This window comes from Gloeocapsopsis crepidinum LEGE 06123 (assembly GCF_015207655.1).
Taxonomy (GTDB): Bacteria; Cyanobacteriota; Cyanobacteriia; order Cyanobacteriales; family Chroococcidiopsidaceae; genus Gloeocapsopsis; species Gloeocapsopsis crepidinum.
Map to the genome: position 1 here is coordinate 112,276 of NZ_JADEWN010000007.1, position 15,141 is coordinate 127,416.

Below are 15,141 nucleotides of genomic sequence, written 5' to 3' on the forward strand. Positions count from 1 at the left end.
ATCGCAGTCTTGATTCCAGATAATGAGCAAATGTGGCAACTTACTTATACCAGGTCATAAAAAAATTTGAGTTTTTACCTAGCAGGAGTGCGAGAGACATCACAAGGTGCATGAAAATTTAGTGATGTGAAGGAATTGATCAGTTGGTTGATACTGATGCCTATCAATTTGACTCATCTTATTGCAAAGTCAGTTTTGTGCAAGGTGTTTTAAGCATATTTACTGGACACGCAAGAAATAGCTAAAGTGCTTGAAAGCACGTCAGGCTGAGTATTTACGAACACTGGAGCAGTAAGTTAATATCATCACAGTAATAAAGTCTAGTGGTACAAAAACCAAGTTTTGTATTAGGTAAGCCACTTTCTGCTTAGGTGCGTCTTCTGGAGGTATTTTGACATCTGCTCCCCTACCGCATAATGAATCAGAGCGCATAGAAGCACTACGTCGCTACAAGATCCTTGATACGCCCCCAGAAGAATCATTTGATCGCATCACAGCCTTGGCAGCACGATTGTTCAATGTACCTGTTGCCTTAGTTTCCTTTGTAGATGAGTTTCGTGCTTGGTTTAAATCTTCCTATGGCTTTGATTCACAGCAGATTTCTCGCCAAGATACGATTTGTAGTATCGCTGTCTTATCTAATGAAGTTTTTGTAGTTCCAGACACTAGAGAAGATCCGCGATTTGCTTGCAAAGATTTTGCCTTATGCGAATCAGGAATTCGCTTTTATGCAGGTGCTCCGCTTATAACTAATGATGGCTTTAATTTAGGCACAATCTGTTTAGTTGACAACAAGCCACGTCACGATTTTAATCTGCAACAGCAAGCAACCCTTGCTGACCTAGCTGCGATTGTTGTTGATGAATTAGAGTTGCGCTTTGCTGCCCATAAAGTCTCTCAAATGGATACTGCCTTGTTAGAAGTGACTGAGGGAGTTTCGGCTGCAACAGGGGAAGCATTTTTTACTTCACTAGTTAAACATTTAACTCAAGCATTAGGAGTAGAGTATGCATTTGTTGGTGAATTAGTCGAGCAAGAGGAGAAACAGACAATCAGGACGATCGCTATCTACGCTCAAAATGAAATTACCGACAATATTGAGTATTCTTTGCTCAATACACCTTGCCAACACGTCATTCAACTCAAAAAGCCCTGCTGCTATCCACGTAATATTCAAGCAGAGTTTCCTGATAATTATTTACTAGCACAGATGAAGGTTGACAGCTATTTTGCGACTCCGCTGTTAGATTCTGCTGGCAGAGTGCTAGGATTGCTGGGAATTATGGCTTGCAAACCGCTAGAAAACATTTATTTAGCACAACCGCTTTTGACTATCTTTGCAACACGCGCAACCGCAGAATTAGAGCGCACCCACCTACTCAACCGCGAACGACACTATGCCAGACAGTTACATGGATTAACTGAGGCAGCACTTGCAATTAACTCAGCACTTTCGGTGGAAGAAGTGCTACAAGTGATTACAGAACAGGCACGTAGCATTATCGGCACGCATCAGTCGGTTACAAGCATGACTGTGAATCAAAACTGGGCACAGGCAATTAATACTGTTTCGCTTTCTCAAAAGTACGCACAATGGCGCAGTTATAATCAGAAACCGGATGGCTCAGGAATTTATGCGTGTGTTTGTCATATAAATTGTCCCATGCGAATGACGCAAGCTGAACTAGAAGTACATCCTCGCTGGCAAGGATTTGGAATACACGCGGCGGAACATCCGCCGATGCGAGGTTGGCTAGCAGCACCACTAACTGGACGCGATGGACATAACATTGGCTTAATTCAGTTGTCTGATAAGTATATTGGCGAGTTTACTGAAGAAGATGAAGCAATTATTGTGCAGTTAGCTCAGATGGCGTCGGTAGCTGTTGAAAATGCTAGGTTATACGCAGCTGAACAACAAGCACGTACCCAAGCGGAAACGGCAAATCGGCTCAAAGATGAATTTCTTGCGGTACTTTCTCACGAATTGCGATCGCCACTTAATCCAATCTTAGGTTGGTCAAAGCTACTGTTAACACATAATTTTGACGCCACAAAAACTCACTATGCATTGGAAACCATTGAACGCAACGCAAAGTTACAGTCACAACTGATCGAAGACTTACTCGATGTATCGCGGATTCTCCGTGGTAAACTTAGCTTAAATATCACTTCTGTAGACCTTGCTACTGTAATTACAGCTGCGATTGAAACAGTACGCCTAGCAGCAGAAGCTAAAGCAATTGAGCTAATAACAGATTTTGAATTGATCCAAGTATGGGGAGATGCGAATCGCTTGCAGCAAGTTGTTTGGAATCTGCTTTCAAATGCTGTGAAGTTTACGCCTGTAGGTGGACGAGTAGAGGTTAAGTTGGACGGTGTGTTCTCAGATTTGAATTCTGAGTCAGATGCCGAATATTTAATTCAAAACTCTTTACGAGATCAAAATCAAAGTTTTGCTCGAATTTGCGTCAGTGATACTGGTAGAGGCATTGATCCTGAGTTCTTACCTTTTGTATTTGATTATTTTCGCCAAGCAGATAGCACAACAACAAGATCTTTTGGCGGTTTAGGACTAGGACTAGCAATCGTGCGTTACTTGGTAGAGCTACACGGTGGCACAGTCCAGGCAGAAAGTCAAGGGGCAGGACAAGGGGCAATCTTTAAAGTAATACTTCCTTTGGGTTCTGTCGCAACGCCAAGCTGCGAGCAGCAGACAAGCGATGAACATATTCCAACGCTTCAAGGAATTAAGGTACTCGTTGTTGATGATGAAGAAGACACTCGTGATTTGATTGTATTTGTCCTTGAAGAGTATGGAGCTACCGTGTGCGCTGTTGCTTCTGCTACAGAAGCTATTGAGATATTTACGCAGAACCAAACTGATATTCTCTTAAGTGATATTGGAATGCCCGAAATGGATGGTTATACATTAATTCGGACACTGCGATCGCTTCCTCAAGCAGAAGGTAGTGAGATTGCAGCGATCGCACTTACTGCGTATGCTGGTGAAACGAACCATCAACAAATCCTTGCAGCTGGCTTTCAAAAACACCTTGCTAAGCCCGTCGAACCAGAAGAGTTAGTTAAAGCGATCGCCCAACTTGTGAAGTAGCTATTAACGACTTAATCCCACAAGCGCCGTCCTTCACGTCCGTTGAGTCTATTGTGAGAGTCTTGTAATAAGGTAGGAATATTAAGCTGTTCTGGACAACGTGGCAGACAATCTCCGCACTCAGTACAACGGTTTGCTTTCATTCCAGGAAACCAGTGTCCGGCATTTTCAAACATTCCATAACGATATTTGCCGTATTCAACCATATCGTAAGCAATAGCAAGATTACGCAGGCGCAAAACCTCAGGAATATGAATCGTCTCAGGACAAGGTAAACATTCATAGCATTGGCTACAGCGATCGCTGCCTAAAGTATCTTTTTGAGTCTCCAAACGCTGTAATACAGCAATTTCTTCTGGTGTTAAAGCCTCTGTGCGATCGCTCACCCTTAAAGGTGCTGTCAGTTCTGTTGCGCTTGCTGCGCCTACACTTAAAGTGGTGATGCGAGGATCTTGAAGTAAAAAGCGATAGTTTAACTCTAGCGGGGAAAAAGGTTGACACAACGCTTGTAATTTTGGGGATGGTGTGTAGAGTAGTCCCCCTTTATCAGCTGGTGAAATAATAAAAACTCCCATGTCTTTTTGCGCTGCAAGTGCGATCGCCGCTGCGTTGCGTTGAAAAAAATAGTAATAATGCAGATTGACAAATTCAAACAAATCTGTACTGACTGCCGCTAAAACAATCTCTAACGGTGCATGGGTAGAAAAGCCAACATGACGTACTCTACCATCGGCAATAGCCTGATGGACTGCTGGCATACAACCTGAAATGAATTTGAGATGTTCCCAAGTATTGATGCCATGAAGTGCAAGACAATCTAAATAATCTAACCCTAAACGTGCGAGTGATTCATCTATAGCTCGCTGCATGCTATCTGCATCAAGTGTTGGGGCAATTTTGGTGGTAATGTGTAATTGCGATCGCGTTTTTGGTAGTCCAGCTTTAATTGCTGCACCTAGATACTGCTCACTTTTTCCGTAACCTCTGGCAGTTTCTAAGTGATTAACACCTTGCAACACTGCTTGATATACTGTTTGTCTTGCGTTTTCCTCAGAAGCCAGATAGCGCATCGTTCCCAAGGAGAACACAGACAAATTTAGGTTTGTTTTGCCAAAGCGGCGATAGCGCATTTTAACCAAGGGGTGAGGAGTGAGGGGTGAGGGGTGAGTAATTAGTGGCTAGTGGCTAGTGGGAGAGTGGGAGCGTTGTAGAGTTGGCAAGTGGGCGAGATTGAGAAATTTAATTGCTTTTTCCCTCATACCCTCCTACCCTCCTACCCAACTACGCAACTACCCGCTACTCCTCTGCTTTTTCTAACTTTCGCCCATAAAGCCTCCGCCCTTAATTAAATCTTCGGGGCGGAGATTGGCAAGGAATTCACGGAAAGCTTCTTGTTCAGCTTCATCCGCGTCGCGATCAACTGGAATCGAGGCATCAGCCACAACTTCTTCCATCACCCAAATAGGGCTATTAGTGCGAAGCGCGATCGCGATCGCGTCGCTTGGACGGGCATCGATCTCTTTTTTGACCTCACCCTGGCGAACTGTCAGCAGTGCATAAAAGGTACCATCTTGAATTGCATTAATCACAATCCGCTCTAAAGTCATGCCCCACGCTTCCAAAATATTAGTGATTAAATCATGCGTTAGAGGACGTGGAGGCTTTTGATTTTCCAATGCACCAATAATTGCTTTTGCCTGATCTTGGTTGATGTAAATTGGTAAAGCACGGCGCTCTTGACCATCTTTCAAAAGCACGATGGGGCTGCGGTTTACGGCATCTATTGCAATGCCAGCGACTCTCATTTCAATCATTGGCGTAGCCTCTAGAATCCTTGGTCATAGCAGTCAGAAGGAAACACATAAATGTCTATCTATATACTTCTATTTTTGGCTGCCACAGCACTAATTGCCCTACTTATAGAGAAATTAGGTAGCAATACTCTGCTAAGTCATACCAGCACGGATAAGTTAAAGATGTACTTATCCCAAGTATGCCCTGATATTGATGTAGATAGATTAAACTAACTTTGACAATATATAAGTGAGGTAAGGTGATAGAAAAGCAGTGAGTGAACGCAAGATAATTGCTAGTTGCTATCCATTTCTAGCCTTTAAGCTATGTTCATTTTCGCTTGCATTTTAAACAACTTGTCAAAATTTATACTTGCTTTATTCATATTCGTTTTCACAATTAACATTTTTTGATAAAAACTATGTTTACAGGGTTAATTCAAGCCTTAGGAACAGTGCGACCGTTGGGAGGCGATCGCTTTTCAATTACTTGTCGCAACAGTAGTGACGCTATTCTACAGGATCTTGCCGCGGGTGATAGTGTCGCTGTAGATGGCGTGTGTTTGACCGTTACAGATGTGTTACCGCAAGGTTTTGTCGCAACTGCATCTCCAGAAACACTGCGACGCACAACAGTTGGTCAACAATTTGATCGCCTTGTCAATCTCGAAACAGCATTACGTGTTGGGAGCAAATTAGGCGGACATTTTGTCATGGGTCATGTTGATGGTGTAGGGTGTTTGCAAACTGTTGAGCAAACTGCGACTTCGTGGGAAATGGCATTTACTGCACCGGATGCGATCGCTCGTTATATTGTGCCCAAAGGCAGTATTGCTGTTAACGGTGTTAGCTTAACAATTGCGGACTGGAATCCAGCAATCAATTTATTTAAGGTCGCGGTCATTCCACTGTCTTATGCTGAAACGAACTTGCAATATCTCCACATTGGGGATTGGGTAAATTTAGAAGGAGATATTTTAGGCAAATACGTGGAGAAGTTAATTCAATCGGGGGGCGATCGTAGTGTAGCTGCTCCTGATACTGTGTCACCCACCTTTTTAGCAGAACATGGGTACTTGTAGGACAAAGTGGCGATCGCATATTTCCGGTCTGCGGCACACTAGAGAAAATAGAAAATAAACATCATTATTTAACTTATGCAGACGCTGGAAAAAACCCATCCCAAACTACAAGAACTAAAAACCCGTTTAAGTGAAATCAATGACCTTGAGTCAGCTGCATCACTGCTTTACTGGGATCAAGCAACATACATGCCACCTGGAGGTGCAGCTGCGCGGGGGCGTCAACTTGCAACACTAAGACACATTGCCCATACAAAATTTATTGCCCCTACAATTGGGCAACTTCTAGAAGATTTAAGCTCGTATGAATCAAGTTTACCTGCTGATTCAGATGAAGCAAGCTTAATTCGCGTAACTCGCCGCGATTACGAACGCGCCGTTAAAATTCCTGCTGACTTTACCGCAAGATTTTCTCAACATTCTACGGAAACTTATGAAGTATGGGCAAAAGCGCGGAGTGCGAATGATTTTGCTACTATTCATCCCTATCTAGAAAAAACGCTGGAACTCAGTCGGGAACTGGCTAATTTCTTTCCTGGCTACGAACATATTGCCGATCCTCTTATTGAGGAAGCCGATTATGGTATGAAAGCAACGAGTGTTAGAGATCTTTTTGCCCAACTACGCCAGCAACTTGTCCCAATCGTGGAAGCTATTTCCGCGCAATCTGCTACTGATGCTTCGTGTTTGCATCAGCATTTTCCTGAAGCCGAACAGATCGCGTTTAGCTTGAAGGTGATTGAAAAACTCGGTTACGACTTTCAACGTGGGCGACAAGATAAAACGTTGCATCCGTTCATGACGAAGTTCTCCACTGGAGATGTGCGAATTACGACGCGGATTCGTGAAAATGACTTGAATGAAGGACTATTTAGTACAATTCATGAAACGGGTCATGCATTATACGAGCAAGGGGTGAATCGTGATTTTGAAGCCACTCCTTTAGCGGGTGGAACTTCTTCGGGAGTGCATGAAAGTCAATCGCGGTTATGGGAAAACATGGTGGGACGTAGCCGTCATTTTTGGCGGTTTTTCTATCCACAACTACAATCGCAGTTTCCTACTCAGATGCGTGATGTTCCCTTAGAGACATTTTATCGGGCGATTAATAAGGTAGAGCGATCGCTCATTCGGACTGATGCGGATGAAGTTACATATAATCTTCATGTGATGATTCGCTTTGACCTAGAGTTACAACTCCTCGAAGGAACTTTAGCGGTACGCGATTTACCTGAGGCTTGGAATGAGCGCTATCGTATTGACTTAGGTATCGTGCCTCCTAATGACAGCAATGGCGTTTTACAGGATGTCCATTGGTACGGTGGCATGATTGGAGGAATGTTTCAAGGTTACACGCTAGGTAACTTGATGAGTGCACAATTTTTCCAAGCTGCTTTACACACTCATCCTCAAATTTCTACCGAAATTGAGCAAGGTAATTTTGATACATTGCATAATTGGTTGAAAGCAAATATTTATCTACATGGACGTAAGTATACTGCAGCAGAAATTGTAGAACGTGCAACAGGAAAAATGTTAAGTATTGAACCGTTTATTCTTTATATACGCCGTAAATTCGGTGAATTGTACTCTTTGTAACAAGTCTTTCAGTACCAGTCACATTACAGTGGAATGTAGGCGAAATCTTAATTAAGTTATTTCGCCTATTTTCTGAATTAATACTAGAAAATAATGTTATACAAAGTAGCTTATGTTACTCAGTATCGCGAATAGTATCAGTTGCAAAAGTAAAAATTGAGAGAAACATTTGTACTACTAAAAAGTCTCATTGATTGTGGTGTTGTAGAGGGGCAGGCGATCGCATTATTTTTCAAGTTTGGATAAGAAACAAGCTGAAAATTTTTTCATTTAGTTGCTATAAAGGTAATGTTTCAATGTAGGGAATGCTCATGTCGGAGTTAATCCAAGCTGTTATCAATAGTGAAGAGAAAAGCGATCTACGCTCGTTTATTAGTGAAATTCGCCATCAGGAAAAGCGTTATTTATTACGTAACGATATTCTGAGTGCCTATGCAGATTATTGTGAGAAGCATCAAAAATCAGGAGATTTTATTTTGTCTTCTAACTTGAGTAAATTGATCTACTATACTCAAGAAATTCTACAAGAAGATGGTAATCTGTGCTTGATCATTCGCCCAAAAATTGCCAGTCAAGAAGTTTATCGGTTAACTGAAGATCTTAACGCTGAAGAACTAACAGTACAGGAACTTTTGGATGTGCGCGATCGCTTTGTAAATCGTTACCATCCTAATGAAGGCGATATTTTAGAACTTGATTTTCAGCCATTTTACGATTACTCCCCTGCGATTCGCGATCCAAAAAATATTGGTAAAGGCGTACAATATCTTAACCGTTATTTATCGAGTAAACTTTTCCAAGATCCACGGCAATGGCTAGAGAGTTTGTTTGACTTCCTGCGTTTGCATCAATACGAAGGTAGCCAACTGCTGATTAACGGACAAATACGGTCACAGCAACAACTTTCAGATCAGATCAAAAAAGCGTTAACCTATGTCGGTAAACTAGATAACGAAGAACCTTACGAGAAGTTTCGCTACGCCCTGCAAACGATGGGCTTTGAGCCTGGTTGGGGGAATACTGCAGGTCGAGTTGCAGAAACTTTAGAGATCCTCGATGAATTGATTGACTCTCCAGACCACCAAACACTGGAAGCTTTCATTTCTCGTATTCCTATGGTGTTTAAGATCGTGTTAGTGTCCGCCCACGGTTGGTTTGGTCAAGAGGGCGTTTTAGGAAGACCTGACACTGGTGGTCAAGTTGTTTATGTCCTTGACCAAGCAAGAAGTTTAGAAAAACAGTTACAAGAAGATACGACACTTGCTGGATTAGATGTTCTCAACGTCCAGCCAAAAGTGATTATCCTCAGCCGATTGATTCCAAATAGCGATGGAACTTTGTGTAACCAGCGTCTAGAAAAAGTCTATGGCACAGAGAATGCTTGGATTTTGCGCGTACCGTTACGCGAATTTAATCCTAAAATGACGCAAAACTGGATTTCGCGCTTTGAGTTTTGGCCTTATTTAGAAACCTTTGCGATTGATTCTGAAAAGGAACTGCGTTCCGAGTTACGCGGTAATCCAGATTTAATTATTGGCAACTACACCGATGGCAATCTGGTAGCATTTTTACTTGCTCGCCGCATGAAGGTAACGCAGTGTAATATTGCTCACGCCTTAGAAAAGTCGAAGTACTTATTTAGTAACTTGTACTGGCAAGACTTAGAAGATAAATACCATTTTTCCCTACAGTTCACCGCTGATTTGATTGCAATGAATGCGGCTAATTTTATCATCAGCAGTACGTATCAAGAAATTGTCGGGACACCTGATAGTGTAGGACAGTACGAGTCATACAAATGTTTTACAATGCCAGAGTTGTATCACGTTGTCAGTGGCATTGAGTTATTTAGTCCCAAGTTCAACGTAGTACCTCCTGGAGTTAACGAGACATACTACTTCCCGTACTCGCGTTGGGACGATCGCACTGAAAGCGATCGCAATCGCATGGAAGAGTTGTTATTTACCCAAGAAGATCCCAGTCAAATTTTCGGTAAACTTGACGATCCTACCAAGCGCCCAATTTTCTCAATGGCGCGTCTCGACCGCATTAAAAACCTCACTGGTCTAGCAGAATGCTTCGGTAAGAGTCCAGAATTACAAGAACATTGCAATTTGATCTTAGTTGCAGGTAAGTTGCGTGTAGAAGAGTCAGGCGACAACGAAGAACGTGACGAAATTGAGAAGCTTTACGGAATCATTGACCAATACAATCTACATGGTAAGTTCCGTTGGTTAGGAGTAAGGCTTTCTAAAACTGACTCTGGTGAAATTTATCGCGTGATTGCCGATCATCAAGGAATTTTTGTTCAACCAGCTTTGTTTGAAGCGTTTGGTTTGACGATTCTAGAAGCAATGATTTCGGGATTACCAACGTTTGCAACGCAGTTTGGCGGTCCTTTGGAAATTATTCACGATAAAGTGAATGGTTTTTACATTAACCCCACACATTTAGAGGGAACTGCAGAGAAAATCCTTGATTTTGTCAGTAAGTGTGAACAAAACCCTAACTATTGGTACGAGATTTCTACAAGAGCAATGGATCGAGTTTACAGTACCTACACCTGGAAAATTCACACAACAAGGTTGCTATCTCTAGCAAGAATCTACGGTTTCTGGAACTTTACTTCTAAGGAAAACCGCGAAGATTTATTGCGTTACCTTGAAGCGATATTTTATCTGATTTACAAGCCCAAAGCGCAACAACTGCTAGATCAGCATATGTATCGTTAGAGAGTGACTAGTGGCTAGTGGGTAGTGATTAGACTACACCCAATCACCACTAGCCTTTTAACCTTTAGCCGATACCGTCGATGATGGGGTGGAAGTAGAAAGCAAGTCCCAGTACTGTGTAGGTTGCAAGGAGTAATGTACCTTCTAGCCAATTAGAACGACCGTCAGAACTGATGGAATTGGCGATAAGGACTGATACAGCAACAGCGACAAGTTCAAATGGGTTGAAGTCTAAATCCATTGGTTGACCGAATATCCAACCAACTAACACTAAAACTGGGGCAACAAATAGCGCAATTTGTAGACTTGATCCCACAGCGACAGAAAGCGAAAGATCCATTTTATTTTTCACAGCTACTGTGACTGCAGTAGTGTGTTCTGCTGCGTTTCCAATAATAGGAACGACTATGACCCCCGTGAACAGTGCAGTTAGTCCTAGTTGTGATGTAGCAACTTCGAGGGAATCAACTAAAAACTCTGATTCGATTGCAACTAGCACTGTTGCTGCGAATAAAACTCCAACCCACAACCACAAATTGGGCTTCTCGGTATGCGCTTCTGATTCAGTTTCTGCAACACCCACATCGTAGAGATAAGAATGCGTTTTCATCGAAAAAAGCAGCGTGAGTGCGTATACCAACATCAACACCACAGCGACTGCAATCGAAAGGTTCTGGATTGTAGTTTCGCTAATTCCACTTGAAGTAATGTCAACTGTGGTTGGTACCAAAATGGCAATAACAGCTAAGTTCATAGAGGCTGCGTTGACTCGCGCAACAACAGGTTGAAATTCTTGTTCTTTGTGGCGTAAACCACCAAGTAGCATCGAAAGCCCCATGACTAAGAGTAAATTACCGATGATTGAGCCTGTAATGCTTGCTTTGACAACATCAACAAGACCTGATCTCAAAGCAATTAACGCAATGATCAGTTCAGTTGCATTACCAAATGTGGCATTGAGTAATCCTCCTAGAAGTGGTCCTACCACCACAGCAATTTCTTCAGTAGCAGTACCCATCCACGCAGCTAATGGCAAAATTGCAAGTCCAGAGATGATAAAAACTGCTAACTCACCCCATTCTAAAAAGTGTGCTGCAAAGGAAATTGGCACGAATAGCAGCAGAACTGAAAACAGAATATTTTTAACTGACATTTTCAACTTTGAGCAAGGGTAATCGTTACAGACAGTCAACGCGCGATCGCTGTAACTCGACTCTAGGATACTCGCTTCTTGGAAGGATCAGGGATGGGCAAGTAGAAGAGCAAGGGGGCTTCAGGTGCACAATGAGATAAACTTTGAGAGGGACACTGACTTTGACTCTTGGTTGAGAAGATATCTCTAGTTCCTGAACTCTGACCCCTGCTATACCTGTTAAGTTTTTATGTCGGTTGTAACCAAATATGAAGGTTTATTTAGCAAGGCAAAGTCTGATTGTTAAAACATTAAGAAAGCCTTAAATTCAGGCAATTTCTAGAGTTTAATGGGGATTGTAGAGGTTTGTTGCGGATTTAGACCTCTGGAGTGAGGCAATACTCTTGTCTGGGTTAATAAAATACAATGATTGCTAAGGACACACTGAACCACCGCAACAATTGCCCAGGTTCTAAATCTTCTTTTTAGCCTGAATGCTAACTTGAGTATCGAAATTTTCTGATGTTGTGGCATTGAGTATGGCATCAGGTTTCCCTTCATATTGAATTTGGATAGTATTACATGGTTGCTTCTTCTCAAATAGCTGGGGATCAAGGCGTTAAAACGGCTGCTACGCCAAGTCCTCTTCAAACAGCTACAGGTGTTTACGTTACCGTCCACGGTCACTTCTATCAGCCGCCACGGGAAAATCCTTATCTTGACGCAATTGAACGTCAACCAAGTGCATCACCATTCCACGATTGGAATGAACGCATTCACCACGAATGCTATCGTCCGAACGCTTTCGCTAGGGTGCTGAATGAACGGGGCGAGATCGTGGGGATCGTTAATAATTACGAGTATATGAGCTTTAACGTTGGACCGACGTTAATGTCTTGGTTGGAACGTTATGATGTCGAAGTGTATCAGCGAATTCTAGAAGCTGATCGTAAGAGTGGCGATCGCCTTCATGGTCACGGTAATGCGATCGCACAAGCATACAACCACATTATTATGCCGCTTGCGAATACGCGGGATAAATATACACAAATTCGTTGGGGTAAAGCAGACTTTCGTTCGCGATTTGGACGCGATCCCGAAGGTATGTGGTTAGCAGAAACGGCTGTTGATTATGCAACCTTGGAAGCATTGGTAGCAGAAGGCATCAAGTTTATCATTCTTGCACCTTCGCAGGCACAACGTTGTCGCACGATCCCCACAGATGAACAACCAGTAACACAATGGCATGAAGTCGGTGGAGGTCAAATTGATCCAACTCGTCCTTATCGTTGTTATTTAAAGGAAAGCGAGGAAGTTACACCGGATACTCGTTATATTGATATCTTTTTCTATGATGGTCCTATCTCGCGAGATATGGGATTTAGTGATGTCTTATTTAATTCACAGCATCTAGCTGGACGTATTGGTTCGGCAGTACGCGGAGATCACCGTCCCGCGCAGTTAATTTCAGTTGCGACTGATGGAGAAACGTTTGGTCATCACAAAGGTGGAACTGAGAAAACTTTGGCGTATGCGTTTGTTGAAGAATTTCCCCGCCGCGAGTGGACAGTAACGAATTTTGCTCATTACCTCAGTTTGAATACTCCAACGTGGGAAGTTGAACTCAAGCCAGTGACAGCGTGGAGTTGCGCGCATGGTGTCAATCGCTGGCAAGACGATTGTGGTTGCGGTGGTGAAGGTGGCGTATGGCATCAAAAATGGCGGCGTCCTTTGCGCCAAGCTTTAGACTGGCTGCGGGATCAGTTAATTAAGGTATACGAGGAAGCTGGTAGACAGTTTTTCCGCGATCCCTGGGGTGCAAGAGATGAATATATTCAAGTCATCCGCGATCGCTCTTTTGCAAATATTAATCGTTTTCTGTGTCGCCATCAAACTCGCAAACTGAGCGCATCGGAACAAATTGACGCTTTACGCTTATTAGAAATGCAGCGTCATACGTTGTTGATGTATACGAGTTGCGGTTGGTTTTTTGAAGAAATTTCGCGTCCAGAGGGAACACAAATTCTGCGCTATGCTGCGCGGGCATTAGAACTAGCTGGAGATGTTGCTGGAGTACAGTTAGAAAAGGGATTTATTAAACGACTGACGCAAGCACCCAGTAATGTTGACTTTTTTAAACACGGTGGTGAAGTTTATCGACACTTAGTTGTTTCTGCCCAAATTAGTTTTCAGCAAGTCGCGGCGCAGTATGCAATTACTTCGTTGTTTGGCAATCATAAACTAGAGCGCAGTCAAAATAATGGCTTTGCTGTACCTTCTTGTAATATTCGGTATTCTTCCCAGCAGCACGTTTATTGCTATACTGCCCAACAATTAGACTATCAGTTGCAAAGTATGGGGGCGTTAACGCTAGCAGTAGGACAGTTGCGACTGATTTCAGAAATTACTTGGGAAAGCGAACATTTAGTGTTTGCGGTGTTGCATTTGGGGGGTTGGGATTTCCATTGCTGCATTCAGCCTTTTAATGGGCGTCGTGCTTATAGCCAGATGAAAGATAAATCGTTTGAAGCGTTGCAACAAGCAAGTGCAGCGCAGACAATTGTGGCAATGTCAAAGATGTTTGGAGATCAGTCGTTTGGTTTACAGCATCTATTTGCCGAAGAACGGCACAGAATTATGCGGTTGTTGAGTCAGGAAACGCTGACGCGCTTAGATCAGTTGTATACGCAGGTTTACCGCGATAACTATGGTGTTTTAATGGCGTTCCATCGCGATGAATTGGCAGTACCGCAAGAATTACAAGTCGCAGCAGAAATTGCCCTAGGAAATCGCTGTTTGAATACATTGCGATCGCTATCTGACACAAGTGGAGTACAAGAAAGTAGTAATTATCTACTCGAACTGCAAGCGATTGCGACAGAAGCGCAGCATTTACACTGTCGGTTGAATATTCCTGAAGGTAAGCAAATTTTAGAACAGTTAATTGTGCGATCGCTCTGGCAATTACTGTATGATACGAATCCTGCAACAGTTGAAGTAGATGTACAATACTTGGAACGCTTGATTGACACAGCTTATCAGTTACAACTGGGTTGGTCGTTAGAACGGGCGCAAGAGTTGTATTTTAGTTGTTTCCATAGTCAGATTGTGCCTTTGTGTATGGATGCGCTGCAAGCACAAGGAGAAGATGAAAACTTCAATCAAGTACAATTCGGTTACTTGCGTCCATTACTTAAGTTAGGACAAAAGTTAGGGGTAGATGTGAGTGCTTGGTTGCATCAACTTGCCTAGCGTTGTCGTAAAAAGTAAGGGAGATAATGAGCTTGGATAAGTCTCCCTCTGCTTTTTTCTTATCAAGCATTTTTTGCGCGATCGCTGTGACAATAATAAGGGTAAAGCCACTCACATTTAACGATGCCTTTGGTGTATTTCTCTATTACACTTCCAAAGTGAACTTGGGGAATAATATCAATACCAGCTTTTGATTTCATCTCATATAACCACGGAAAGGCTGCAACGAGTAGCACAATGATAATTGCAATGCGTAAGAGCATTTGCAGGTGATTTTTCATGAGTTGTTGAGTTTTAATTTGGTTACTGATACGAACTTGCGTTCTAAAGAACAATTAGGGTAGGGTGCAGTTAACCGAGAAACGAGCACTGTTATGGCAAGAGTCAGTCGAGTTGTAGCCCACCAGAGCGTTGAAGAAGTTAAGCAGAAGCTGGC

General features: G+C 42.7%; 9 protein-coding genes. 5 read left to right on the plus strand and 4 right to left on the minus strand.

The features are described 5' to 3' along the window. The first annotated feature begins 391 nt into the window (after positions 1-391). Entirely contained in the window at positions 392-3,115 is a 2,724-nt protein-coding gene (locus IQ230_RS04690; RefSeq protein ID WP_228054585.1) for a GAF domain-containing protein, read from the plus strand. An 11-nt stretch (positions 3,116-3,126) separates the two neighbouring features. Here IQ230_RS04690 and IQ230_RS04695 read toward each other — a convergent pair whose 3' ends face one another. Both IQ230_RS04695 and IQ230_RS04700 read right to left on the minus strand, forming a co-directional pair. After that, positions 3,127-4,245: an aldo/keto reductase gene (locus IQ230_RS04695; RefSeq protein ID WP_193930901.1), complete on the minus strand. Its 1,119-nt coding sequence runs from the start codon at positions 4,243-4,245 to the stop codon at positions 3,127-3,129. 183 nt (positions 4,246-4,428) lie between these two features. After that, complete coding sequence (locus tag IQ230_RS04700) at positions 4,429-4,929, minus strand: bifunctional nuclease family protein (protein WP_193930902.1); 501 nt, start codon at positions 4,927-4,929, stop codon at positions 4,429-4,431. Between the two features lie 401 nt (positions 4,930-5,330). Between IQ230_RS04700 and IQ230_RS04705 the strand changes: the two genes are divergently transcribed. The 3 genes from IQ230_RS04705 (at position 5,331) to IQ230_RS04715 (ending at position 10,321) form a co-directional block, all read left to right on the plus strand. Then, positions 5,331-5,990 (plus strand): riboflavin synthase, encoded by a 660-nt coding sequence (locus IQ230_RS04705; RefSeq protein ID WP_193930903.1) that lies wholly within the window; start codon positions 5,331-5,333, stop codon positions 5,988-5,990. Between the two features lie 75 nt (positions 5,991-6,065). Further along, entirely contained in the window at positions 6,066-7,589 is a 1,524-nt protein-coding gene (locus IQ230_RS04710) for a carboxypeptidase M32 (RefSeq protein WP_193930904.1), read from the plus strand. A gap of 311 nt (positions 7,590-7,900) precedes the next feature. After that, entirely contained in the window at positions 7,901-10,321 is a 2,421-nt protein-coding gene (locus IQ230_RS04715) for a sucrose synthase (protein WP_193930905.1), read from the plus strand. Positions 10,322-10,385: 64 nt separating this feature from the next. Here IQ230_RS04715 and cax read toward each other — a convergent pair whose 3' ends face one another. Beyond that, complete coding sequence (gene cax, locus IQ230_RS04720; protein WP_193930906.1) at positions 10,386-11,474, minus strand: calcium/proton exchanger; 1,089 nt, start codon at positions 11,472-11,474, stop codon at positions 10,386-10,388. A gap of 561 nt (positions 11,475-12,035) precedes the next feature. On the opposite strand from cax, the gene IQ230_RS04725 reads away from it, so the two are divergent. Further along, on the plus strand, positions 12,036-14,705 hold the full coding sequence (locus tag IQ230_RS04725; protein ID WP_193930907.1) for a DUF3536 domain-containing protein: 2,670 nt from the start codon (positions 12,036-12,038) through the stop codon (positions 14,703-14,705). 62 nt (positions 14,706-14,767) lie between these two features. On the opposite strand, the gene IQ230_RS04730 is transcribed toward IQ230_RS04725, so the two are convergent. Next, positions 14,768-14,986, minus strand: a complete 219-nt coding sequence (locus IQ230_RS04730; protein WP_193930908.1) for a hypothetical protein — start codon at positions 14,984-14,986, stop codon at positions 14,768-14,770. Between the last annotated feature and the right edge of the window lie 155 nt (positions 14,987-15,141).

Excerpts from the sequence above, each read along its gene's own strand:
- IQ230_RS04695 (WP_193930901.1), bottom strand. The coding sequence starts at position 4,245 with ATGCGCTATCGCCGCTTTGGCAAAACAAACCTAAATTTGTCTGTGTTC.
- IQ230_RS04700 (WP_193930902.1), bottom strand. The coding sequence starts at position 4,929 with ATGATTGAAATGAGAGTCGCTGGCATTGCAATAGATGCCGTAAACCGC.
- IQ230_RS04705 (WP_193930903.1), top strand. The coding sequence starts at position 5,331 with ATGTTTACAGGGTTAATTCAAGCCTTAGGAACAGTGCGACCGTTGGGA.
- IQ230_RS04710 (WP_193930904.1), top strand. The coding sequence starts at position 6,066 with ATGCAGACGCTGGAAAAAACCCATCCCAAACTACAAGAACTAAAAACC.
- IQ230_RS04715 (WP_193930905.1), top strand. The coding sequence starts at position 7,901 with ATGTCGGAGTTAATCCAAGCTGTTATCAATAGTGAAGAGAAAAGCGAT.
- cax (WP_193930906.1), bottom strand. The coding sequence starts at position 11,474 with ATGTCAGTTAAAAATATTCTGTTTTCAGTTCTGCTGCTATTCGTGCCA.
- IQ230_RS04725 (WP_193930907.1), top strand. The coding sequence starts at position 12,036 with ATGGTTGCTTCTTCTCAAATAGCTGGGGATCAAGGCGTTAAAACGGCT.
- IQ230_RS04730 (WP_193930908.1), bottom strand. The coding sequence starts at position 14,986 with ATGAAAAATCACCTGCAAATGCTCTTACGCATTGCAATTATCATTGTG.